Source organism: Streptomyces sp. NPDC002513, assembly GCF_053595355.1.
In genome coordinates this window covers 43,090-64,401 of the sequence record NZ_JBSFXK010000001.1, presented here as the reverse complement: position 1 = coordinate 64,401, position 21,312 = coordinate 43,090, and the positions used below count along the sequence as shown (strand labels likewise).

The 21,312-nt window shown below is 69.7% G+C and carries 24 protein-coding genes; 13 read left to right on the top strand and 11 right to left on the bottom strand.

Features of this window, described 5'->3' with window-relative positions:
* Positions 1 to 268 precede the first annotated feature (268 nt).
* Positions 269 to 1,141 (top strand): helix-turn-helix domain-containing protein, encoded by an 873-nt coding sequence (locus ACWD5Q_RS00320; RefSeq protein WP_451424732.1) that lies wholly within the window; start codon positions 269 to 271, stop codon positions 1,139 to 1,141.
* Positions 1,138 to 1,323: a DUF397 domain-containing protein gene (locus tag ACWD5Q_RS00315; RefSeq protein ID WP_451424731.1), complete on the top strand. Its 186-nt coding sequence runs from the start codon at positions 1,138 to 1,140 to the stop codon at positions 1,321 to 1,323. The genes ACWD5Q_RS00320 and ACWD5Q_RS00315 overlap by 4 nt, the downstream gene beginning before the upstream one ends.
* A gap of 529 nt (positions 1,324 to 1,852) precedes the next feature.
* Here the strand turns inward: ACWD5Q_RS00315 and ACWD5Q_RS00310 are convergent.
* The 3 genes from ACWD5Q_RS00310 to ACWD5Q_RS00300 all read right to left on the bottom strand — a co-directional run bounded on the left by ACWD5Q_RS00310 (position 1,853) and on the right by ACWD5Q_RS00300 (position 2,636).
* Positions 1,853 to 2,020 (bottom strand): transposase, encoded by a 168-nt coding sequence (locus tag ACWD5Q_RS00310; protein ID WP_451424730.1) that lies wholly within the window; start codon positions 2,018 to 2,020, stop codon positions 1,853 to 1,855.
* Between the two features lie 89 nt (positions 2,021 to 2,109).
* A complete protein-coding gene (locus tag ACWD5Q_RS00305; protein WP_055511941.1) occupies positions 2,110 to 2,367 on the bottom strand; it encodes a Txe/YoeB family addiction module toxin in 258 nt (85 codons plus the stop codon).
* Positions 2,364 to 2,636: a type II toxin-antitoxin system Phd/YefM family antitoxin gene (locus ACWD5Q_RS00300; RefSeq protein ID WP_451424729.1), complete on the bottom strand. Its 273-nt coding sequence runs from the start codon at positions 2,634 to 2,636 to the stop codon at positions 2,364 to 2,366. Before ACWD5Q_RS00300 ends, ACWD5Q_RS00305 begins: the two co-directional genes overlap by 4 nt.
* Positions 2,637 to 3,098: 462 nt before the next feature.
* On the opposite strand from ACWD5Q_RS00300, the gene ACWD5Q_RS00295 reads away from it, so the two are divergent.
* The 10 genes from ACWD5Q_RS00295 (at position 3,099) to ACWD5Q_RS00250 (ending at position 12,280) form a co-directional block, all read left to right on the top strand.
* Positions 3,099 to 3,455 (top strand): DUF488 domain-containing protein, encoded by a 357-nt coding sequence (locus ACWD5Q_RS00295; protein WP_451424728.1) that lies wholly within the window; start codon positions 3,099 to 3,101, stop codon positions 3,453 to 3,455.
* Between the two features lie 55 nt (positions 3,456 to 3,510).
* Entirely contained in the window at positions 3,511 to 3,738 is a 228-nt protein-coding gene (locus tag ACWD5Q_RS00290; protein WP_451424727.1) for a Scr1 family TA system antitoxin-like transcriptional regulator, read from the top strand.
* On the top strand, positions 3,735 to 3,935 hold the full coding sequence (locus ACWD5Q_RS00285; protein WP_451424726.1) for a DUF397 domain-containing protein: 201 nt from the start codon (positions 3,735 to 3,737) through the stop codon (positions 3,933 to 3,935). Before ACWD5Q_RS00290 ends, ACWD5Q_RS00285 begins: the two co-directional genes overlap by 4 nt.
* 17 nt (positions 3,936 to 3,952) lie before the next feature.
* Positions 3,953 to 5,368, top strand: a complete 1,416-nt coding sequence (locus tag ACWD5Q_RS00280; RefSeq protein WP_451424725.1) for an NAD(P)/FAD-dependent oxidoreductase — start codon at positions 3,953 to 3,955, stop codon at positions 5,366 to 5,368.
* A 275-nt stretch (positions 5,369 to 5,643) separates the two neighbouring features.
* Positions 5,644 to 5,985 carry an ArsR/SmtB family transcription factor gene (locus tag ACWD5Q_RS00275; RefSeq protein WP_451424724.1) on the top strand — a complete coding sequence of 114 codons (342 nt, stop codon included), beginning with the start codon at positions 5,644 to 5,646 and terminating at the stop codon, positions 5,983 to 5,985.
* Complete coding sequence (locus ACWD5Q_RS00270) at positions 5,982 to 7,715, top strand: SulP family inorganic anion transporter (protein WP_451424723.1); 1,734 nt, start codon at positions 5,982 to 5,984, stop codon at positions 7,713 to 7,715. The genes ACWD5Q_RS00275 and ACWD5Q_RS00270 overlap by 4 nt, the downstream gene beginning before the upstream one ends.
* Positions 7,712 to 8,107 carry a pyridoxamine 5'-phosphate oxidase family protein gene (locus ACWD5Q_RS00265; RefSeq protein ID WP_451424722.1) on the top strand — a complete coding sequence of 132 codons (396 nt, stop codon included), beginning with the start codon at positions 7,712 to 7,714 and terminating at the stop codon, positions 8,105 to 8,107. Before ACWD5Q_RS00270 ends, ACWD5Q_RS00265 begins: the two co-directional genes overlap by 4 nt.
* Positions 8,108 to 8,110: 3 nt before the next feature.
* A complete protein-coding gene (locus tag ACWD5Q_RS00260) occupies positions 8,111 to 8,542 on the top strand; it encodes an ATP-binding protein (RefSeq protein WP_451424721.1) in 432 nt (143 codons plus the stop codon).
* A gap of 213 nt (positions 8,543 to 8,755) precedes the next feature.
* On the top strand, positions 8,756 to 9,106 hold the full coding sequence (locus tag ACWD5Q_RS00255; RefSeq protein ID WP_451424720.1) for an ArsR/SmtB family transcription factor: 351 nt from the start codon (positions 8,756 to 8,758) through the stop codon (positions 9,104 to 9,106).
* Positions 9,107 to 9,439: 333 nt separating this feature from the next.
* Positions 9,440 to 12,280: an outer membrane protein assembly factor BamB family protein gene (locus tag ACWD5Q_RS00250; protein WP_451424719.1), complete on the top strand. Its 2,841-nt coding sequence runs from the start codon at positions 9,440 to 9,442 to the stop codon at positions 12,278 to 12,280.
* A gap of 85 nt (positions 12,281 to 12,365) precedes the next feature.
* On the opposite strand, the gene ACWD5Q_RS00245 is transcribed toward ACWD5Q_RS00250, so the two are convergent.
* The 8 genes from ACWD5Q_RS00245 to ACWD5Q_RS00210 all read right to left on the bottom strand — a co-directional run bounded on the left by ACWD5Q_RS00245 (position 12,366) and on the right by ACWD5Q_RS00210 (position 19,460).
* Positions 12,366 to 13,166 carry an enoyl-CoA hydratase/isomerase family protein gene (locus ACWD5Q_RS00245; protein WP_451424718.1) on the bottom strand — a complete coding sequence of 267 codons (801 nt, stop codon included), beginning with the start codon at positions 13,164 to 13,166 and terminating at the stop codon, positions 12,366 to 12,368.
* Positions 13,163 to 14,302, bottom strand: a complete 1,140-nt coding sequence (locus ACWD5Q_RS00240) for a cytochrome P450 (protein WP_451424717.1) — start codon at positions 14,300 to 14,302, stop codon at positions 13,163 to 13,165. The genes ACWD5Q_RS00245 and ACWD5Q_RS00240 overlap by 4 nt, the downstream gene beginning before the upstream one ends.
* Positions 14,303 to 14,539: 237 nt before the next feature.
* On the bottom strand, positions 14,540 to 15,904 hold the full coding sequence (locus ACWD5Q_RS00235) for a cytochrome P450 (protein WP_451424716.1): 1,365 nt from the start codon (positions 15,902 to 15,904) through the stop codon (positions 14,540 to 14,542).
* A 64-nt stretch (positions 15,905 to 15,968) separates the two neighbouring features.
* The gene (locus ACWD5Q_RS00230) at positions 15,969 to 16,559 is read right to left on the bottom strand and encodes a GTP-binding protein (protein ID WP_451424715.1); all 591 of its coding nucleotides are present in this window, start codon (positions 16,557 to 16,559) and stop codon (positions 15,969 to 15,971) included.
* Entirely contained in the window at positions 16,534 to 16,908 is a 375-nt protein-coding gene (locus ACWD5Q_RS00225; protein ID WP_451424714.1) for a DUF742 domain-containing protein, read from the bottom strand. Before ACWD5Q_RS00225 ends, ACWD5Q_RS00230 begins: the two co-directional genes overlap by 26 nt.
* Positions 16,905 to 17,306, bottom strand: coding sequence for a roadblock/LC7 domain-containing protein (locus ACWD5Q_RS00220; protein ID WP_451424713.1), 402 nt, complete (start codon positions 17,304 to 17,306; stop codon positions 16,905 to 16,907). The genes ACWD5Q_RS00225 and ACWD5Q_RS00220 overlap by 4 nt, the downstream gene beginning before the upstream one ends.
* Positions 17,303 to 18,499, bottom strand: a complete 1,197-nt coding sequence (locus tag ACWD5Q_RS00215; protein ID WP_451424712.1) for an ATP-binding protein — start codon at positions 18,497 to 18,499, stop codon at positions 17,303 to 17,305. Before ACWD5Q_RS00215 ends, ACWD5Q_RS00220 begins: the two co-directional genes overlap by 4 nt.
* 415 nt (positions 18,500 to 18,914) lie before the next feature.
* Complete coding sequence (locus ACWD5Q_RS00210; protein ID WP_451424711.1) at positions 18,915 to 19,460, bottom strand: DoxX family protein; 546 nt, start codon at positions 19,458 to 19,460, stop codon at positions 18,915 to 18,917.
* Between the two features lie 474 nt (positions 19,461 to 19,934).
* On the opposite strand from ACWD5Q_RS00210, the gene ACWD5Q_RS00205 reads away from it, so the two are divergent.
* Positions 19,935 to 21,086, top strand: coding sequence for a D-alanyl-D-alanine carboxypeptidase family protein (locus tag ACWD5Q_RS00205; RefSeq protein WP_451424926.1), 1,152 nt, complete (start codon positions 19,935 to 19,937; stop codon positions 21,084 to 21,086).
* The last annotated feature ends 226 nt before the right edge of the window (positions 21,087 to 21,312 follow it).

Below are 21,312 nucleotides of genomic sequence, written 5' to 3'. Positions count from 1 at the left end.
CTCCTCGAACCTGCTCTCGTACGGGCTGCGGCCGTGCTCGCTCCACGGTCGTGCCCCACGAGGTGGTGGGGGCTGACGGGGGCTTGGCGGTCGGCGTCCGGCTCGGGGGCCACAGCGGCTCAGGCGTCGTGTGAAACTGCGAACAAGGCGGCTCGTACGGTGCGTCACCGTACGAGCACAGCAGGTGGACAGTACGGGGATCTTGCCGTCACGCTGGGTGAGTCGATCGCGGGGAACGGCGCGCGTACGTACCTGGAGGTGGCCGCGTATGACGAACGGTGTCGGTGAGAGTGACGGCGACGACTACCTGACGGGCTGTGAGGTGGAGCGGGAGCCCGATCCATCCGACAGTCTGCGGACGTTCGGGGCCGTCGTCCAGGCTCTGCGGGAGCATGCGGGGTTGAGCAGGGCGGAGTTCGGAGAACTGGTGCGGTTCTCCAAGCACACAGTGGAATCTGTGGAGTTGGGTCGCCGGATGCCCGACGAGTCGTTCGTGGAACAGGCCGAGGTGGCTACGGGAAACACGGGGGCGTTACGGAAGGCGGCGCGGTATCTGACGCGGGGGGAGGCGGGGCTGGCGGCCTGGTTTCGGCGGTGGGCACGGCTGGAGAAGGTCGCGGTGAGTCTGTGTACGTATGAGTGTCGGTTGGTGCCAGGGCTTTTGCAGTCGGAGGGGTACATGCGTGCTCTCTGCGAGAACGACATCCCACCTCTGTCGGATGACGCGTTGGAGGCCACGGTTCAGGCGCGTTTGGAGCGGCAACGTTTGCTTGCAGAGCGCCCGAACACGGCCTTCGACTTCATCGTTGAAGAGGCAGTGTTCATTCGTCGCCTCGGTGGCCTGGACGTGACCCGGGACCTTGTCGACCATGTCCTGGGAGTCGTTGCGCCGAGGAACATCACGCTTCAGATCATGCCTGCGAACGCCGAGTACCACGCATGCATGGCTGGGCCGATCCAACTGCTGGAGACCGCTGATGGCAGTTGGCGTGGGTACTCCGAAGGACAAGAGAACGGCCGCTTGATCGCTGACCCAAAACAGGTCAGCCGACTGCACATGCGCTATGCGAGACTGCGCTCGCAGGCCCTCTCTCCGAAGGACTCCTTGGGCCTCCTGGAGCGGATGCGAGGAGCGCTATGAGCACGTCCGAACTCGACTGGTTCAAGTCCAGCTACAGCAGTGCACAAGGTGACAGCTGCATCGAGATCGCCGTCACCGAACAGGCTATATACGTACGTGACTCCAAGGACGTGACGCGTCCTCACTTCGCCGTCGGGCGTCAGGAGTGGTCGCGGTTCGTGGGGTTCGTGTCGGAGGTCTGAGCGAGGCGGCACGCGCGGTCACGCTCAGAAGATCTTGCACAGCGTCATCGCGCGCATGTCGACGTCGCCCGGTGACCCGAGAACTGCCAATCCCCTGGTTTCGTAGAGACGTTGGTTATGCGGCCCGGCCTTTCTGACCGGTCCGTGCCCGCGCTTCCTGGATGATCCGTTCGAACTCGACGGGCGGCTTCCCGCCGGCCGCGCTGTGGCGCCGCCGCGTGTTGTGGAAGTCCGCGATCCACGTGGCGGTCTTCAGTCTCGCTAGGACCGAGTGGAACGATTCCGCGGCGGCGTTGTCCAGCGCCGAGCCGACGCGTCCCATCGACTGCGCCACGCCCCATCGGCCGCACAGCTGCTGGAACGCCTCGGACGTGTATGCACTGCCGCGGGACGCCGTCGACCTGGCCGCATCGGGTCGCGATCGCCATCTGCAGGGCGGCGCTGACCAGCGCGGCGTCGTGTCGTGCGTCCATCGCATCGAACTTGCGTCGCACCAAGTCAGGAGCGGTCTTCCGCTTGCCGGGGCGGGTCAGCGAGCGGCGACGGTGCTCTGCGACACCTGCCAGCCCTCCTCCCACAAATCCAGCGTGATCCTCGGCGACCCGTACGTCCGGCCGGACCGGTCGAAGAAGTCGAGGACTCGCTGTCCACGTACAGCTGTTTGCGGACCCGATCCGTCGTGGGTATCTGTTGCCATGCCGTGGCCCCCCAGGTCGCCTCGTGCCAACTGAAGCTGTCACACAATCAGCCGAACGGACCTTGCGCCAGCCTTGTCCCAGAATGGAATCAGTAGTGGTAGCGGGCCTTGAGGATCTTGACTTCCTTCTCGTCCACCCGGTAGACGAGCCTGTGCTCATCGTCGATCCGGCGTGACCAGTAGCCGGACAGGTCGCCCTTCAGCGGCTCCGGCTTGCCGATGCCGGTGAAGGGCGTGCGCTGGATCTCGGCGATCAGGCGTGTGATCCTGCGGGCCATGGCACGGTCCGAGCCGAGCCAGAACAGGAAGTCCTCCCATCCGGCCGGGTCGAAGTGGACGCTCCTCACACGTCACCCGCCAGCTCTTCCAGCTCTGCCATGGTCCTGGTGACCACGGCCTCGCCGGCCCGGTCCCGTGCGACGGCTTCCATGAGGCTGCGCGCGTTGGCGGGAGAGCGCAGCAGGTAGACGGTCTCCTGCCAGGAGTCATAGTCCTCGGCGGACATCAGCACGGCGTCACCGCTCTTGGAACTGATGCGTACGGGGGTGTGGTCGTCGTTGACGCGCTTGATGAGGGGGAAGAGGTCCTTGCGGGCCTCACTGGCGCTTATGGTCATCTGCGACACCTCATTCCTGGTAGTACCGGGAAATGGTACCGGACTGGTACCTATTTTCGGTACGACTGGTGGAGTGGGGTGTCTGCGGCGTCGGCTTCCTGACCGCTGGCTGGCCTTGCTGCCCGCGGTCTTCGCCGTCCGGGAGCGGGCTACCGGGGCAGACGGCGAGAGGGGACGAGCTGTGTTCGGCTCAGAGCTTCATGACCAGCACACGGTCGGCGCACAGTGGCAAGCGGGTGGCGTCCCGCCCCCAAGGCGCGCCCCCTCCCATGGGCTGACCGGCAACCCGGTCGATCGAAGCGGCTGCTGGTCGGTAGTGGCGGCCAGGCGTGGAGACCGGACGAGCAATGCGATCGACTGGAGGTGATACTGGATGTAATGGCACATATGGGGCCGCGTCACCTGGCGGAGCACGTCGCGGGCGGTGCGGTTGTCGGGGACTTGAGAAGGGGTGACCGTGCCATGCGGGAGGTGCGCGCACGCCGCGTTTATGAGCAGGCCGGGCCGTCTGACGGCAGACGGGTGCTGGTGGACCGGCTGTGGCCTCGCGGGCTGTCGAAAGAAAAGGCTCACCTGGACGAGTGGCTCAAGACGGTGGCGCCATCCAATGAGTTGCGCCGTTGGTATGGTCATCAACCCTCCAAGTTCGCCGAATTCAAGCGCCGCTACGAGGCCGAACTGACAGAACCGGACCGAGCCGAGGCGTTGCGTCACCTGTGTGATGAGGCCCGGACCGAGCCCGTGACGCTGCTGACCGCGACGAAGGACCTCGAGCACAGCGAGGCAGAGGTTCTCGTGCAGCTCATACGCTCGGAGTAGGACACGCGGACTGCGGCCGGCGGCCGAGTCGAGTCGGAATCCAGGAACTCAAGTGATGCCGACGGACCGAACTGAGCACGCCGGTATGGGCGGAGCCCGCATCCTGCTGACGCCCAAGGGGGAACGGCAGGTGGGACATACAGAGGTGCAGGACTCTGCCCGCCTCTCAACGGACCCTGAGGAAGTACGTATCCTGGCCGCACGATTCGGCAGTATCAGGGCGCAGGCGCTCACCATGCGAGAGTCCCTCGCCTTGATCAAGAGCATGCTGGGGGAACTATGAGCACTGCGGAACCTGGGCACCTCACCTGGCTCAAGAGCAGCTACAGCGGCAATGAGGGCGGGGAGTGCCTGGAAGCCGCCGCGGCACCCGGCATCATCCATGTCCGCGACTCCAAGGACCCCGCCCGCTCCCACCTCGCCTTCCCCGCCGCGCAGTGGACCGAGTTCCTGCAGTACGCGGTGGGCGACGCCAGGTAATGGCATCTCGTCGGTATGTGCATGCTCCCCAGGGCCCCTCGCACGGCCATGCACTCGTCGTAGGAGGCGGCCTCGCCGGCATGCTCGCCGCCGCGGCTCTCAGCCACCACGGTGTGACGGTGGACGTGTTCGAGGCCCACGACCTGCCCACCGTCCCGGCACCGCGGAAAGGGCTCCCGCAAGGCCGCCACGTCCATGTACTCATGTCAGGCGGCGCCCGGGCGATCGACGTCCTTCTGCCCGGCACCATCCAGCGTCTGGTGGACGCCGGGGCCCGGCGCATACCGCTGCCCACCGGCATGGTGGGCTACTCGCCTGAGGGTTGGTACCGGCGTTGGACGCATGAATCGCAGTACGTGATCACAGTCAGCCGTGATCTTCTGGATCACGTCGTGCGCGCAGCGGTCCGCGCCGATTCCCGCGTCACCGTGCACACCGGCGCGCGAGTCACCGCGCTCCTGGGCACCGGGACGCGGGTGACCGGCGCCGTGCACGCCTCTGCCGACGGCGCTGAGAAGCCGGTCCACGCCGACCTCGTCGTCGACGCTTCCGGGCGTGGCACTCGCACACCTCACTGGCTGGTCCAACTCGGCATGACCGGCCCGCCGGAGGACCGTGTCGACTCCGGCCTCGCCTACGCCAGCCGCACCTACCGCTCGCCGGTCGGCGACGCCGACTGGCCCATCGTCAGCGTCCAGGCCGATTCACGACAGCCGCAGCCCGGCCGGGCCGGAACGATCGTGCCGATCGAGGACGGCCGATGGCTGGTGAGCCTGTCCGGCACCCGAGACGGACAGCCCACCAACGATCCGGACGACTTCCTTCCCTTCGCCCGCCGGCTCCGCCACCCCCTGGTGGCCGACCTGATCGCAAAGGCCGACCCCCTCACCGGCGTCACCCTCAACCGCAGCACTGCCAATGAACGCCGCCGCTACGAAAAACTCAGGACCAGGCTGGAGGGCCTGGTCGTCCTCGGCGACGCGGTGGCCGCCTACAACCCCGTGTACGGACACGGCATGTCGGTGGCAGCCCAAGCAGCCGTGGCCCTCCGCGAGGAGATCGCACGCGGCGGACTCCGCGCGCCAGGCCTCGCCCGTCGCGCCCAGATCGCCATCGCCCGCCCGGTCGACGTCGCCTGGATGCTCGCCACCGGTCAGGACGTCCAATACCGGCACACCACAGGACGCTCTCCCACCCTCGTCGACCGCGTAGCCCAGCTCTACGCCGGCCGCCTGTCCTACGTCGCCACCGGCCGTGAAGACGCAGCCGTCGCCCTGACCGAGGTCACCACCCTCAACGCCCTGCCCTCAAGCCTGTTCCGTACCCGCACCCTGTGGGCAGCGCTGCGCGGCCCACTACGGCCGCCGTTGGAGGGCCCGCGCTTCACGGAGAAGGAGCGGGCCCTCCTTGGGAGGGCGATACCCACGGATTGAAAGGTCCACGTCGAATCGCCGCCGGCCTGGCGCTGTCACGCGGTGGCCTGTCCGGGACGTGATCAAGTGGGCGAGGAGTGCCGTCCAGCGTGGTCAAGAAGGCCTGATCCTCCCGCCGAACCCGTCCATGGCCGGGATGCCGGGGCAGCAGCCTGATGCTGAATTGCAAAATTTCGCAATTGCTTAGATGCTGTGTTGGCTGTGTTCGCAGGTGGCGGCGGGCACAGTCTTTCGCGTCCGCCCCGGGGCGGGGCTCGTAGGGAAGCCGAGGGGTTGTGTCCGTTCCGCTGTACCAGGCCAAGGCCGAGTTCTTCCGGATGCTGGGGCATCCCGTACGGATACGGGTGCTGGAGCTGCTGCAGGACGGACCGATGCCCGTGCGGGACCTGCTGGCCGCCATCGAGGTGGAGCCGTCGAGCCTGTCCCAGCAGTTGGCGGTGCTGCGCCGTTCCGGGATCGTCACCGCGACCCGGGAGGGCTCGACCGTCGTCTACGAGCTGGCGGGCGGGGACGTGGCCGACCTGATGACGGCCGCGCGGCGGATCCTGACCGAGATGCTGGCCGGGCGGAACGAGCTGCTCGCCGAGCTGCGGGAAGCCGAGGTCGTCGCGCGATGACCACGCGGATCAGCCGGGTCTGGGCCCGGATCGCCTCGCTGCTGCCCGGCCACGCCGATCTGGTGGAGATGCGGCGCGACCCCCGCAGGGACCTGCTGGCCGGGCTGACCGTGGCCATCGTGGCGTTGCCTCTCGCGCTCGGCTTCGGCGTCTCCTCCGGCCTCGGTGCGGAGGCGGGCCTGGCGACCGCGGTGGTCGCGGGCGCGCTGGCCGCGCTCTTCGGCGGCTCGAACCTGCAGGTGTCGGGGCCGACCGGCGCCATGACGGTGGTCCTGGTGCCCATCGTGGGCGAGTACGGGCCGGCCGGCGTCCTCACGGTGGGTCTGATGGCCGGTGTGCTGCTGGTGGCGCTGGCCGCACTGAAGGCCGGCCGCTACATGCGGTACATACCCGCCCCTGTGGTCGAGGGCTTCACCCTCGGCATCGCCTGCGTGATCGGCCTGCAGCAGATCCCGAACGCGCTCGGCGTGCCCAAGCCGGAGGGCGACCGGGTGCTGGTGGTGACCTGGCGGGCGGTCGAGGAGTTCGCCACGTCCCCGAACTGGACCGCTCTCGGATTCGCCGTCGCCGTCGCGGCGGTCATGCTCGTCGGGGCGCGCTGGCGGCCGACCGTTCCGTTCTCCATTCTGGCCGTGATCGCCGCGACGGCAGCCGCGCAGGCCGCAGGGCTGGACGCGGCGAAGCCGATCGGTGACCTGCCCTCTGGCCTGCCCGCGCCCTCGCTGTCCTTCCTGGACCTCGGTTCGCTGGGCACCCTGCTCACCCCGGCCGTGGCGGTCGCCGCTCTGGCGGCCCTGGAGTCCCTGCTGTCCGCGTCGGTCGCCGACGGCATGACGGTCGGGCAGCAGCACGACCCCGACCGTGAGCTGTTCGGGCAGGGCCTGGCGAACATCGCCGCCCCGCTCTTCGGCGGCGTCCCCGCGACCGGCGCGATCGCCCGCACCGCCGTCAACGTCCGCACCGGCGCGAGCTCCCGCCTCGCCGCCCTGACCCACGCCGCGATCCTCGCCGTGATCGTCTTCGCGGCGGCACCCCTGGTCTCGAAGATCCCGCTTGCGGCCCTGGCCGGTGTGCTGCTGGCCACCGCGATCCGCATGGTCGAGGTCGGCTCGCTGAAGGCGATAGCGAAGGCCACCCGCTCCGACGCGCTGATCCTCGTCCTCACCGCCGCCGCGACCCTGGCCCTCGACCTCGTCTACGCCGTCATCATCGGCCTCGCCGTCGCGGGCGCCCTCGCGCTGCGCGCCGTAGCCAAGCACGCCCGCTTCGACCAGGTGCCGCTCGACCAGGGCGACCACAGCGTCGAGGAACACGCCCTGCTCGCCGAGCACATCGTCGCCTACCGCATCGACGGCCCGCTGTTCTTCGCCGCCGCCCACCGCTTCCTGCTGGAACTGACCGAAGTGGCCGACGTCCGTGTCGTCATCCTGCGCATGTCCCGGGTGTCGACCATGGACGCCACCGGCGCCCTCGTTCTCAAGGACGCGGTGGAGAAGCTCGAGCGCCGCGGCATCGCCGTCCTCGCCTCCGGGATACGCCCCGGTCAGCGCCAGGTCCTGGACTCCGTCGGCGCGCTGGACCTGCTGCGCCACAAGGGCCGGGAGTACGCCACCACCCCCGAGGCCATCTGCGCGGCCCGCGACCACCTGGAGACGGCCGGGGTCCTGCCCGCCCTTCCCGCCCAGAAGCCCGACACCACCAGCACCTCCAGCGAGGAAACCCCGCGATGAGCACTTCCCCCGCCCTCCTCCGGATGGTCGAGGTCTCCGGCGCGGAGGCCCTCTGGCTGATCGAGGGCAGCAGCACCGGCCGGCTGGTGTACGTGCAGCGGGACCTGACCGTGATCCGGCCCGCCCGGCACGTGTGGGAGCACGGCCGCCTCGTCGTCCGTACGCCTGCCCCCGCCGCGGCGGCGACGTACCACGTGGACGAGATCCGTGCCGTGCACGGCACCGGCTGGACGGTCACCGTCGCCGGCCCCGCCGAGGTGATCCTCGACCGTGACGAGGCCGCCCACTACCGGCGCACCCTGCGCGGCTGGACCCACGGTCCGCACGACACCCTGCTGCGCCTGCACCCCAAGACCGTCACCGGTTTCCGCCTCGACCGCCCGGAGGCGTGAGCGATGTCCACGCGGCTCGAAGCCCTGCCCTACCGCCACGTACTGACGCTGCCCACCGAACCGTCCGCCGTGCGGATGGCGCGCGAGACGGCCGAGCAGGCGCTGGTCGAGTGGGGAATCGGGTTGCGTCATCCCACGGCGGATCCCGCTCTGCTGATCCTGAGCGAGCTGGTCACCAACAGCGTTCGGCACGCCGCCGCCCTCTCCCCGACCGTGACCGTGATCTACGCGGCGGGCCCGGACTGCCTGGCCTTCGCCGTCCATGACCGCCACCCCTGCCGGCCCCCGCTGTGTGGGGCGGGTGCCGGCTCCGGCATCCGCGCCGGCGGCCTCGGCACCGTCATGGAGCTCGTCCTCGGCCTGGGCGGCACGGCGGTGATCCGCGCGGATGCCGACGGCCGGGGCAAGAGCATCTGGATCACCCTTCCCCTCTGACCGATCGGCACGCCCGCGACCCACCGCCCGCACGAGGAAGCACACCCTCATGCCGCCGTTGCCGGATTCGGCGGGCCTGATCCTCGGCGCGGGTTCGGCGTGGCCGCTGTCGCAGGCGAGGATGGGCCGCATGGTGTTGACGAGTGGGTGGATACGATGCGTCGGGGCCCGGCCGGTGGGGCCGTGCCGGTGTGTCGGGGAGGCGACGGCGCGATGAGTACGCCGCTGTACCAACTGAAGGCCGAGTTCTTCAAGACACTCGGCCACCCGGCCCGCATCCGGGTCCTGGAACTGCTGAGCGAGCGTGAGCACGCGGTCGCCGAGATGCTTCCCGAGGTGGGTATCGAACCCGCCCATCTCTCCCAGCAGCTCGCCGTCCTGCGGCGCGCGAACCTGGTGGTGACCCGCAAGGAGGGCTCGACCGTCTACTACTCCCTCACCAGCCCGTACGTCGCCGAGCTCCTCCGCGTCGCCCGCACCATCCTCTCCGGTGTACTGGCCGGACAGGCCGAGCTGCTCGCCGACCTGCAGGCCGCGCAGGGGCAGACGAAACCGCCGTCGTAGCGCCGTCGCCGGGTCGGCGGCCGTCTCCCGAGGGAGTCGACAGCGCTGCCGGGAGGCGGAACGGCCTCGGCGGCTTCCAGCCAGGCCACCGTGGTCGTGCCGGACGGGATCGGCCCCCTCATGCTGTGCACAGTTGACCTGGACCGCCCAATGGGGACATACGATCAACATGCTCAGTATGCTGCTGCAATACCTATCGGACACCTGCCCTCGCTGTGCTGTGTCGGACAGAGTTGTATGGACAACTCTCCGCACCGTAAGGAGCGCAGCGTGCCCTCTTCCCGCATCCGATCCGCAGTAGTGGCTGGATCCTGCGCCGTTGTCCTCGCCGTTGTGGGCGCACCGGTCTCGTCCGCCGCACCGGCCGGCGGCCCGCAGGCGGCCGTGAGCGCGTCCACCCTCACCCTGAACACCCAGCAGCCTCAGGTCGGTCAGAAGCTCAGCTTCGGCTACACCACCGACGCTCCCAGCGCCACGAACTGGATCGGCATCTACCCGGCGAGCCGCAAGCCCGGCGACGGGGCCTCGCTCACCTGGGTCTACGTCCCGAACGCCAGCGGTACCGTGACCCTGGACACCTCCGGCCTGCCGACTGGCTCCTACTCCGCGTACTTGCTGGCCAACGACGGGTACCAGGCACTCGCCGCGCCGGTGAACTTCGACATGGCCCCCCGCCCCCCGCGCCATGCCACCGTCCAGGGCACCGTCTTCGACGACAAGAACGGCAACTCCACCCAGGACAAGGGCGAGCGCGGGCTGGCCGGTGTGTCCGTCTCGGACGGCGCGACCATCGTCCGCACCGACAGCGAAGGCCACTACAAGCTCTCCGCCGACCTCAACCAGTGGACCCGCACCATCGTCGACATCACCATGCCGCGCGGCTACTCGGCCACCCTCGGCAGCAACCGGGTTCAGCGCTTCTACCGCGACCTCGGCTCACCCGAGGCCGACACCACCCTCACCCAGAACTTCGATCTGCGGCGCGACAAGGGCAGCGAGCGGCCCGACTTCACCTTCACCCAGATCACCGACACCCACGTCACCAGCCCGGACGGTCCGGAGGCGCCCGCGGACGGTGACGGCGTCACCCCGGGCAAGCTCGCGAAGCAACTGGACGACATGGCCGCACTGCCGACCAAGCCGGCCTTCGTCCTGGCCACCGGAGACCTCAGCGGCGACGGCGCGCCCTCCCACTGGCAGGCATGGCTCAAGGGCTCGGCGAACTCCAAGCTCCCGATCTGGCCGCTGACGGGCAACCACGACCACGGCGGTGGGGACAGCGGACTCGCCAACTACCGTGCGCTGCTCGGTCCTTCCTGGTACTCCTTCGACTACGGCAACACTCACTTCATCCAGCTCGAGAACAACGGCGGCCTCGGCGATCCGGTGCAGCTCGCCTGGCTGAAGCAGGACCTGGAGCTGAACGGCAAGAACGCCGACGGCAGCAGCAAGCAGATCGTGGTCAACACCCACGAGCCGCTGGACACCCCCGACCCCGGCGGCTCCACCGGACAGATCAACGCCCTGCTCGGACTGCTCAAGGGGTACGACGTCAAGGCCGTCTTCAACGGTCACATGCACACCAACTTCACCGACCCCCACCTGCTGGACGGCGCGGTGGAGTACAACACGGCCTCGGCGACCTACAACGACGACCATTCACCCACCGGTTTCCGCGAGGTCACCCTGCGTGACGGCGCGTTGAAGGCCGAGTTCCGGATGTTCAACCAGGACCACACGGTCGCGGTCACCTCGCCTGCCCCTGGCTCCCGGGTCGGCCAGGGCCGTACCGAGTTCCAGGTGGACGCCTACAACACCTCCAGCCATGTGGTGCGGGTCGAGGTGCGCATCGACGGCGGTGAGGAAGAAGGGCTGCGCCGCACCGGCAAGTTCTCGTGGTCTGCGCCCTGGGACACCCGCGAGCTGAAGCTCGGCGACCACACCGCCAAGGTCACCGCGTTCGACGACGCGGGCCGCAGCTGGTCCACGACGAGCCGCTTCTCCGTCGTACCGAAGGCCGACACGGTGCGCCCGGGTGCGGACGTGCCCGAGTTCCACGGCGATGCCCGCCACACCGGACTGCAGCCCGGGAGCCTGGGCTCCGGCAGCCTCACCCATGCCTGGACCCACCGCACCGGAGCCACCATCGGTATGTCCGCCCCGGTGGTCGCGAACGGAACCGCGTACATCGGCAGCTGGGACACCGACGGGGCCAAGGGCAACGGCGTGGACGCCGTCGACGTCGCCACCGGCCGGACGAAGTGGCACTTCGCCACCGACAGCCTGGTCCAGTCCACGCCCGTGGTGCACGACGGGACCCTCTACGTCACCGAGATGCGCGGCACCCTGACCGCGCTGGACGCGGCGACCGGCGCGAAGAAGTGGAGCTACACCCTCCCCGGCTCCTCGGAGACCGGCCCCTACGACGGCTACGCCTACGGCGGGGCGACCGTCTCCGGTTCCGCCGTCTACTACTTCGGCTACACCACCACGGGCAGCCACCTTGTCGCCGTGGACACCGCCACCGGTAAGCAGCTGTGGAACTCCCCGGTGGACAGCGGCTGGTGGGACAGCAGCACCCCCACCGTGGTCGACGGCAAGGTCTACGTCCACGACAGCCGCGGTGGTCTGCGGATCTACGATGCCGCCACCGGTCAGCGGCTCGTCTCCGCCGGAGGCGTCGGCGGCGTCCACCACTCCACTCCGGTGGTGGCGGACGGGCGGGTGTTCACCACCGACTTCATCGGAGACGCCGGCAACAACACCCTCCTGGCCCGCGACGCCGCCACCGGCAAGGAGCTGTGGCGCTACCGGAGCACCGGAGTCTCCAAGGACGACGCAGGCCAGCCGGGTGCCTCCGCGGCGGTCGACGGCAACACCGTCTACGCCGCCTTCACCAACGGCCGCGTAGGCGCCTTCGACGCCGCCACCGGCACCAAGCTCTGGGACTTCCAGAGCGGCAGGGCCTTCGTCGGCTCGCCGACCGTCAGCGGCAACACGCTGTGGATCGGCGGCACCGACGGCCACCTGTACGGCCTGGACAAGACCACCGGCGCCAAGCTCCAGGACCTGGACCTCGGCGCTCCCGTCCTGTCGACCCCGACCGTCACCGGCAATACGCTGCTGATCGGCGCCTGGGACGGCAACCTCTACGCCTTCACCGCCCGCGACTGACGCGGGGCGTTCATCGGGAGAGCGTGGAGACGGCCCGCGGAGGCGGTCAGAGGTTTCCTCTGACCGCCTCCGCGGGCAGGGCGGTTCAGGCCAGGGGGCCGGTGTGGCGCTGTCCGCGTGTGTACTCGGCCTCGGCGAGCACGGATGCCATCAGCTCGGAGTCGAAGGCGGCCGCGTCGGCGAGGCGTGCCGTCGCGGCGTGGGCGTTGAGCAGGAGTTTGTTGACCCGTAGCGCGGCGGCCGAGCGGCGCAGGAGGGGCTTGGACCAGGCCGTCACCGCCGCGTCGAGGTCTTCTTCGGGGACGACGTTCTGGAGGATGGAGAGGGTCTGGGCCTCGTGGGCGGTGACAGGGCGGCCGGTGAGGATGAGTTCGCGGACGCGGGCCGCGCCGACCTCGGCCAGGAGCCGGGGGAGGAGGCCGCCCCAGGCGGTGGGGAGGCCGAGCGCGAGTTCGGGGAGCCGGAAGGTCGCGGTGTCGGCTCCGACCCTGAGGTCGCAGGCGAGAGCGAGGGCGAGGCCCGCGCCGATGGCCTTGCCCTGGACGCGTGCGATGGTGACGGCCGGGTTGGTGGCGAGGGCCTCGCAGACGCGGCGCGCCTTGGCGCCGGAGGCGCGGATGCCGCTGCCCGAGGGGTCCTGGGCCAGGTGCTCGGCGTACTCGGTGCGGTCGCCTCCGAGGCTGAAGTCGGGGCCGGCGGCGGAGAGCACGATGACCCGGGTGCCGGTGTCCTGCGCGTCGAGGACGGCGAGAAGCTCGTCGAGCAGGGTCTCGGTGACGGTGTTGCCCTGGTCGGGGGCGTTCAGCTCGATGGACAGCACGGACCCCCGCAGGTCGGCCCGCAGCGTTTTGAGGGACTGGCTGGTAGGGGTGGGCAGGGCGCTCATGTCGTCACTTTCAGGGAGGTCACACGCCGGAAGACCATCCGGGGTGCGTAGGTGGGGCCGGCGGTGAGTCGCAGGGTGGGGAATCGATTCAGCAGGCGGGTCAGCAGGGTTCGGGCTTCGAGCCGGGCGAGTGCCGCGCCGAGGCAGTAGTGGGCTCCGCCGCCGAAGGTGAGATGGGCGCCGTTGGGGCGGAGGATGTCGAAGGTGTGGGGGTCCTCGTTGCGGCGCGGGTCGTGGTTGGCGGCGCCGAACAGGACATGGACCATGGCGTCCTTGGGGATGGGCACACCCGCCAGGACGGTGTCCTCGGCGGCGATGCGCGAGTTGAGGTGGATGGGCGGGTCGTAGCGCAGCGCCTCGTCGATGGCGTCGTCGACGTGCTCGGGATGGCGGCGCAGCCAGTCCCAACGGGCCGGGTCCTGAAGCAGGAGCCAGACGGAGACGGAGAGCAGGGTCGCGGAGGTCTCCAGGGAGGCGATGGTGATGAACATCGTGAGGTAGTAGAGGAGACGGTCCGCGGCTGCCTGGTCGTCGGGCATCTCGGCGTCCCAGTGGCCGATCCACTGGGAGACGACATCGTTGCCGGGCCGGGCCCGGCGCCGGCGGATGAGGTCGGTGAAGTACGCCCGGATCTCGAGGGTGGCCTCGGCGGAGATCGCGAGTTCGCTCCTGGTGGGCAGGAGTTCCTGGGCGTGGACCTGCCGGTGGGTGATGTCCAGGATGTGCGCGTAGTCCTCGGCGGGGATGCCGAGCCAGCGTCCGACGGTGCGGACCGGCAGTTGCTCGCTGACGGCGGCGACGAAGTCGGCGTCGCCGCCGGCGAGCAACTCCGCGTCGAGGTCGTCGAGGAGCTGGTCGACGTGCTCTTCGATGTCGGGCCGCATTCTCTCGAGGGTCTGACGGTCGAAGAGGTTGCCGAGAGCGCGGCGCTGGCAGGTGTGCACGGGAGCGTTGAGCCGGGACAGGGCGTGGCTCATCTCCTGGGTGGCAGTGGCTTGCCAGCGCTCGGGGTCGGGCTGGCGCTCCTGCCAGGCGATGTCGGGCACCAGCCAGTTCCTGCCGCGCAGGACCTGGCTGCATGCCTCGAAACCGGTGACGAAGTATCCGCCCCAGGGGGCGGGTACGACGTCTCCCATCGCGCGGAGCTCTGACCAGAGGGGGAGCGGGTTGTGCTGTCCATCGGTCGAGCGAAGACGCCGGAGTACTGAGATGACGGCGCGGCGGTCGATGGTTATGCCACCTATGTCGTCAACAGCGGTCACGCGAGGCTCCTTTGGCGGGGCGTTCGTTACCGAAGAGATACCGGCGGAACCTACCCCTCCATGACCTTGAGTCATGCGCCGCTGAGTGTTGCCCCTGTCACATTCAGTGCCTCACACACGGAACACGTCGAGGAAGGTGCTCCAGAATCCCTTCTTGGCCGGCCTGTTCTCCTGGCGGGGGACCGGTGCGGTGTGGGCCCGGGGCGGTTGTTCCGCCGTCGCCGTCCGAGTGGCTTGCACGGTGGTGTGGAGTGCGGCCACCCGGGTGCCGGGGGTCGGGGTGAACCGGACGGGCAGGGCGACCAGGGCGCGGTGGAAGGGACCCGGGCGCCACTTCAGTTGGTCCGCCGGAACATCGAGGGTGAGGTCGGGCAGCGCGTTGAGGATCGCCTCGATCGCGGTCACGGCGATCACGGTCGCCGGTGACTTCGCCGGGCAGGCGTGCGGGCCGGCTCCCCAGGCGAGGTGCGCCCCCTTGCTCAGGGACTGGCGGGCGTCCCGGAGCGCGGGGTCGCTGTTGGCGGCCCCGAAGCTGATCACCAGGGGGGTGTTGGCCTCGACGTGGACGCCGCCCAGGTCCACGTCGTGGACGGGGTAGTGGGTGGCGTAGTTGGCGATGGGCGGGTTGTTCCACAGGACGTGGTCCAGCGCTTCCTCGGTCAGCATGCCCGCGCCGCGGGCCGAGGAGCCGCGGGACAGCAGCAGGAGCAGGGCGCTGCCGATGAGATTGCGCTCGGGCTCGACACCGGCGCCCATCAGCATGACGAGTTGGTCCTTGAGCTCCTCGTCGTTCAGCCCGGCGGGATGCTGGATGAGCCAGGAGGTGACGTCGTCACCGGGGTCACGCCGCTTGAGCGTGATCAGCTCCATCAGGCACGAGGTCAGTTCCTCGTTGGCCTTGAGCGCGTCCTTGCCGTCGAAGATCGCCGACATCGCGGTGGTGATCCGGTCACCGATGCCCGCGGGGCTGCCGAAGAGCCGGTTGAACAGCAGCAGCGGCAGGAGCTTGGCGTAGTCGTTGAGGAGGTCGGCGCGCCCGCGCTCGCTGAACTGGTCGATCAGGAACGCGGCGATGGGCTCGACGTCACGCCGGATTCTGCCGATGTTGAGCTGGTCGAGGCTGTCGGTGACGGCCTTGCGCAGCCGGAGATGGACGGCGCCGTCGGTGAACAGGCAGTTGGGACGGTACGCCATCATCGGCAGCACCGGGTTGTCCAGGGCGATCCGGCCCTCGTTGAGGGCCTTCCAGCGGCGCGGGTCCCGGCTGAAGTCCGTGGTGTTCTGCAGTACGGTCCGCGCCGCCTGGTAGTCGGTGACGAGGGTGGCGTCCACACCCGGGGCGAGTTCGACCGGGGCCGCGGGCCCGTACGCGCGCAACGCGTCGTACACACGCTGCGGGTCGTCGGCGAAGTCCTGGCCGTGCATGGGGCATCTCGCAGGGACGCCTGATGCGGCGGCCGGTTGCTGAAGATCCATGAGGTGTTCCTTTGAGTTCCCGGAGCGGTAGCGCTCCGGGCGGTGGTGGCGAAAGGCGGCCGGCTCAGACCGACCGGGCGAGGAGATGCTGGACGAGGGTGATCAGTGCCATGGCCGACGAGTCCCGCTTCCGTGCGTCGCAGTACGTGACGGGTGTGTCGGGCAGGAGATCGAGTGCCTCGCGGATCTCGTCCTCCGCGTACGGGTTGTCCGGGGTGAAGCTGTTCACCGCGATGGAGTACTCCAGGCCGTACTTCTCGACCAGCTCGATCACCGGGAACGAGTCGGCCAGCCGGACGGGATCGACAAGGATCAGCGCCCCCATCGCGCCCCGGGCCATGTCCTCCCACAGCTGCATGAAGCGCTGCTGACCGGGTGTGCCGAAGAGATACAGCACCACCTCGTCGCTGAGGGTCAGACGGCCGAAGTCCAGGGCCACGGTGGTCGTCACCTTGTCCGGCGCGCCGCGCAGATCGTCCACGTGGGTGGACGCCTGCGTCATCTTCTCCTCGGTGCGCAAGGGGGCTATCTCGGACAGCGAGCCGATGAACGTTGTCTTGCCCACGGCGAAGTGGCCCACCACGAGAATCTTCGCGGTGGTGGTCACCGCGCCCGAGACGTATCGGGCCTCAGGCGAAACGGGTTTGAAGTCCATACAGCACCTTTTCGATGAGGTCTCTGTCGACGGCCTGGGCAGGGGGCGGCGCGGCGCGGCGCAACAGATGCCCTTGTTCCGCTAAATCGCTCAACAGCAGACGGGCGACACCCACCGGCAGGCCCAGGTGCGCGGCCACCTCGGCCACGGCCAGATAGCCTCCGCCGCACAGCTCCCAGATGGCACGCACCTCCGGGCTGGCTCCGAGGGGCAGTTCCCGGTCGGGAGCCAGGGTGACCAGGGTGTGCAGCGACAGGTCGTCGGCGGAGGGCAGCCGCCGGCCGCCGGTGATGACGTAGGAGCGGACGAGTTCGCTGGAGACCGGAGCTTCCTCGCCGGGCGTGGTCATGCCTCGGCACCAGCGCTCTGTCGCTCCGGCGTACTCAGAGCGACACCCAGCGCCTTCACCTGCTGTTGCATCCGGATCGACATGAGTTCCATGTCGACGTCCAGAGCGGCGGAGACCGCCAGGTAGGACCCGCTGCCCGCCGCGATCAGGAAGATCCAGCCGCCGTCGTACTCCATGAGCGTCTGCTTCCAGATCCCCTTGCCGCCGGCCACGAAGGGGGCGACCGCCCGGCTCAGGGACTGCATCGAGCTCATCGCGGCGGCGTTCTTCTCGGCGTCATCCCGGGAGATGTCGCTGGAGCGTTCCAGGAGCAGGCCGTCGGCCGAGACGAGAATCGCATGGCGGGCGCCGCTCACCGTCAACACGTCGTCGAGCACCCACGACAGATCGGGTTTCACTGTTCTTGAGTTCCTTCCGTGGTGGTCGTGTCCCGCCCGCGCAGCGTTCCGCGTGCGAAGGCCCCGATGCGCGACGCGGTCACCTCGCTGTTGTGCTGCGACACCGGCTCCGGGTCCGCGGCGACGGGCTGCGGAACCACCGCGACCGCTCGACGGCGCTTGGGCAGTCCGCCCGCCGTCGTCCCGATGATCGGCACCGCGGCCGGAATCCGGGCCAGGCGCGCCTCGGGGGCGGGGGTGTCGGTGTCGGCGTACAGGTCGGTCTCGGCCGCGGGCTCGGGGGCTTCGTTGCTCAAGAGGCTCTCCGGCAGAAGGATGACCGCGCGTACACCTCCGTACGGCGATACGGAGTCCACGGACACCTTGAAGCCGTACCGTTCGGAGAGCACTCCGGCGACAGCGAATCCGACCCGGGGCGGGTTGCCGAGGCTGGTGATCGAGATCGGCGTCGCCGGGTTCAGCAGAGCGGCGGCACGGTCCTTCTCCTCCTGGCTGATCCCCAGACCGGCGTCGTCGACGATCAGGACGATACCGGTCGGAACGGCCTGGATGTTGATCTCGACGGGGGTACCCGGCGCGCTGTAGTTGGTGGCGTTGTCCAGCAGTTCCGCGAGAACGACGGCCACGGGTTCCACCGCGGTGGCGACGATGTGGACATTGATCCGGTTGTGGATCTTCACCCGGTCGAAGTGCTTGATACGACCCGTGGCGCTCCGGGCCACGTCATACACCGACGCGGCGGCCTCGCGGCGCCCCAGCCAGCCGCCGCACAGGGCGGCGATGCCCTGGGCGCGCCGGCCGAACTGGCTGTTGGTGTGGTCGATCGTCATCAGGTCGGCGAGGATCTGCGGATCATCGCCGTACTTCACCCGGGCCAGATCGCTGATGGAGCGCTGCTGCTGATCGGCCAGCACCTGCAAGCTGCGCATCCACGCCTTCAGAACGTCCTTCGTCTCCGTTTCCGCGTCGCCGCGCACCTCCGCCAGAGCCCGCTCCTGGTCGGCCCGCAGTGCGGCGTACTCGCCGTGCAGCCTCTGGGTCTCCGCGTGGAGCCCGTCCCGGGTGGTGTGCAGATCGGCGTTCTGCTTCCGGAGCGCCATGTTGGTTCTCCGGGCTCGATTCACTGCGATGACCGCAGCGATCAGTACTACCAGCAGGATCCACAGGAGTGGATCCTTGATCAGTGACGTCATGAGACTCTCTTCAAGTCGCCTCGCGGAAGTAACTGTCGGCCACACGACCGAGGCCCCCCGCATCGCGGGCCGTGGGCCTCATCGGCGGACCAACGGCGACTCCTTCGCGATGGGGCCTGCGAGACTGTCCCCCCGTGCACGCGTACTCGACGCGATACCAGCCTGCTGAAAGTGTAATGATCTTATCAGTCTGGTAAGTGCCAACAACCGACCGGGAACGCTTACTTGGTCACTGGGCACGAATGCTTCACGGTCGTTCATCGTCCGGCCGCGCGGGCGAGGCCATGCTGAAACGATTCTTCAGCGCCTCGGCGGACCGCGGCCGACCGTGAAGGCGCAGGCCGGGAGAGCGGCCGGCCACCCCACCGGCCCGTAGGAACGGTCGAACTGACACCCCGTCGCCCGGCCCCGCCGGCTACTCGTCGAACAGGGTCTCCTGCTCCCCTTCCGTCTTCCTCCGCAGCCGCTTGTTCCGTGCTCCGATCACCAGCGTCGTGACCGCCGCCGTCACCGCGAACGCCGCCGGGACCATCCACTCGCGGTTCACCACCTGGCCGAACAGCGCGTCCACGGAGAGCCGGCCGGGCCCCGCGATCGCCAGGCCCGCCGCCGTGAGGCCGAGGGTCGCCGGGTGCTCGTAGCCGCCGCTCTGGACGAAGAATCCGTTCGGTACGTGCACGGCCGCCGCCCCCGCCATCGCACCGGCCGCCGCCGCACCCGCCGCCGGCGTCGCGAGGCCGAGGGCCAGCAGCACACCGCTGCCCGTCTCCGCGAGCCCGGACGCCACCGCGCTCGCCTTCCCCGGCCGGTAGCCCACCGACTCCATGAACTGTCCGGTCCCCTCGACACCGCCGCCGCCGAACCAGCCGAACAGCTTCTGCGTGCCGTGCGCGGCCAGCACCCCGCCGGTGCCCAGCCGGAGCAGGAGCAGCCCCACGTCACGTCGGTCGACACAGCTCACGATCACTCCCGGGCCGGACAACAGGGACCGTCTTCCCTTCGCGTTCCCACCGTCCCACCGCCCCCGCCCGCCGGCCTGCCCACGGCGCCGTTCGGGTGGCGTGTTCCGGGGACCTCACGGCACTCCTCGGTCGGGGCACCCCCTGCCCGACGCGGATCCCCCGGCTTCCCGACCGCGCGGACCTTGATCACCGCCGCCCGGCCCTTGCCCTGAAGCGCGCTCCAACTCATAGCGTCGTCGGGCATGGAGACCATCGAGCGTGCGGAAAGCGGCTCCGGAGCCGGCGGTCCCGGAGGCCGCGGGCGCGGATCAGGGGCTCCGGGCGGGGGCCTGACCGGTGTGCGGGCGCGGCCGCACCACGTCATGACCCCTGCTTTGCCGCCCTTTTGAGACCTTGCTGCATGCTGTTGAAGGCTGCCCTTGTACGGTCCCGGGGTGCGTGATTCCTCTTCGTCCTCCTCCTGCGCGGCGCAGATGTCCCGGCGTGCCCTTCTCGGGCTCGCCGCCGCCGCGCCGCTGACCGCCGCCGCGCCCGCCATCGCGAGTCCCGAGCACCCCGTGGCCATCGGCGGCGCACGTCTGGGCGGCTCCGGCGTCCAGGTGCGGGGGGCCGCCGCCGGCCTGCCGAAGAAGCTCACCGCCCGCTCCTGGCTCGTGGCCGACCATGACAGCGGCGAGGTGCTGGCCGCGTACGACGCGCACCGCCGGCTCGCGCCCGCCTCCACACTGAAGATGCTGTTCGCGGACACCGTGCTGGGGAAATTCGACCGCACCCTCACCCACAAGGTGACCGAGGCCGAACTCGCGGACGTCCCCGCCGGGTCCAGCCTGGTCGGCATCAGGCCCGGAATCACGTACACCGTCGAGCAGTTGTGGCTCGCCGTCTTTCTGCGCTCCGGCAACGACGCGGTGCACGTCCTCAGCCATCTCAACGGCGGGCTCGCGAAGACCGTCGCCGAGATGCAGGCCAGGGCCGCGGACCTACAGGCCCTGGACACCCATGTGGTCAGCCCGGACGGCTTCGACCACAAGGGACAGCTGTCCTCCGCGTACGACCTCACGCTGTTCGCCCGCCACGGCCTGAAGCGCGCCGACTTCCGCGGGTACTGCGCGACGAGGACCGCCGACTTCCCGGCGGGCGGCAAGAAGACCTTCCAGATCCAGAACACCGACCGCCTGCTCACCGGCGCGTGGGGCCTTGGCACCTACAAGGGACTCATCGGCGTCAAGAACGGCTACACCAGCAACGCGGGCAACACCTTCACGGGAGCCGCCACCCGTGGGGGCCGCACCCTCCTCGTGACCGTGATGCACCCCCGGCCGGGCGGCAACGGCGTCTACGCGGAGACCGCCGCCCTGCTCGACTGGGGCTTCGGGCGCGCCGGGACCGCCCAGGCCGTGGGCACGCTGGTGGAGCCGCTCAGCGAGGGCGGGGCGAAGGCGACGCCCGCGCCGACGGGGACGGCACGCGCGGGAGCGGCCGGGGCCCCCGTCGCGCGCGACCGCTCGTCGTGGGGCCTGGCCGGCGGGGCCTCGGGCGTACTGGCGTTGCTGGCCGGCGGGGCGTACGCGCTGCGGGGGCGACGGCGGCGGGACACGACGGAGGAGGCGCGGCACCGGCGTTGACGAGCCGTCGGCGGCGTGACAAGCCCGTCGTCGCCTTGACGAGGCACTGCTTGGATCGACGCGGCGGCACGGCCACTGCGAGGGACGTCACCCGCCGCCGGCATGTGGGCAGCCGTTCCGCGATCCGTGCGCACCCCGCGGTCCCGGGCGGGGTCCACCCCCTGCCGGTCCGCGGAACGGCTGCCGCCTCCCCCCCCGGAGGTGGTCTCCGGAACCCCACTGCTCC

Coding starts and splice junctions, on each gene's coding strand:
- ACWD5Q_RS00320 (WP_451424732.1), top strand. CDS start 269: ATGACGAACGGTGTCGGTGAGAGTGACGGCGACGACTACCTGACGGGC.
- ACWD5Q_RS00315 (WP_451424731.1), top strand. CDS start 1,138: ATGAGCACGTCCGAACTCGACTGGTTCAAGTCCAGCTACAGCAGTGCA.
- ACWD5Q_RS00310 (WP_451424730.1), bottom strand. CDS start 2,020: ATGGCAACAGATACCCACGACGGATCGGGTCCGCAAACAGCTGTACGT.
- ACWD5Q_RS00300 (WP_451424729.1), bottom strand. CDS start 2,636: ATGACCATAAGCGCCAGTGAGGCCCGCAAGGACCTCTTCCCCCTCATC.
- ACWD5Q_RS00295 (WP_451424728.1), top strand. CDS start 3,099: ATGCGGGAGGTGCGCGCACGCCGCGTTTATGAGCAGGCCGGGCCGTCT.
- ACWD5Q_RS00290 (WP_451424727.1), top strand. CDS start 3,511: ATGCCGACGGACCGAACTGAGCACGCCGGTATGGGCGGAGCCCGCATC.
- ACWD5Q_RS00285 (WP_451424726.1), top strand. CDS start 3,735: ATGAGCACTGCGGAACCTGGGCACCTCACCTGGCTCAAGAGCAGCTAC.
- ACWD5Q_RS00270 (WP_451424723.1), top strand. CDS start 5,982: ATGACCACGCGGATCAGCCGGGTCTGGGCCCGGATCGCCTCGCTGCTG.
- ACWD5Q_RS00265 (WP_451424722.1), top strand. CDS start 7,712: ATGAGCACTTCCCCCGCCCTCCTCCGGATGGTCGAGGTCTCCGGCGCG.
- ACWD5Q_RS00260 (WP_451424721.1), top strand. CDS start 8,111: ATGTCCACGCGGCTCGAAGCCCTGCCCTACCGCCACGTACTGACGCTG.
- ACWD5Q_RS00255 (WP_451424720.1), top strand. CDS start 8,756: ATGAGTACGCCGCTGTACCAACTGAAGGCCGAGTTCTTCAAGACACTC.
- ACWD5Q_RS00245 (WP_451424718.1), bottom strand. CDS start 13,166: ATGAGCGCCCTGCCCACCCCTACCAGCCAGTCCCTCAAAACGCTGCGG.
- ACWD5Q_RS00240 (WP_451424717.1), bottom strand. CDS start 14,302: ATGGGAGACGTCGTACCCGCCCCCTGGGGCGGATACTTCGTCACCGGT.
- ACWD5Q_RS00235 (WP_451424716.1), bottom strand. CDS start 15,904: ATGGATCTTCAGCAACCGGCCGCCGCATCAGGCGTCCCTGCGAGATGC.
- ACWD5Q_RS00230 (WP_451424715.1), bottom strand. CDS start 16,559: ATGGACTTCAAACCCGTTTCGCCTGAGGCCCGATACGTCTCGGGCGCG.
- ACWD5Q_RS00225 (WP_451424714.1), bottom strand. CDS start 16,908: ATGACCACGCCCGGCGAGGAAGCTCCGGTCTCCAGCGAACTCGTCCGC.
- ACWD5Q_RS00215 (WP_451424712.1), bottom strand. CDS start 18,499: ATGACGTCACTGATCAAGGATCCACTCCTGTGGATCCTGCTGGTAGTA.
- ACWD5Q_RS00205 (WP_451424926.1), top strand. CDS start 19,935: ATGTCCCGGCGTGCCCTTCTCGGGCTCGCCGCCGCCGCGCCGCTGACC.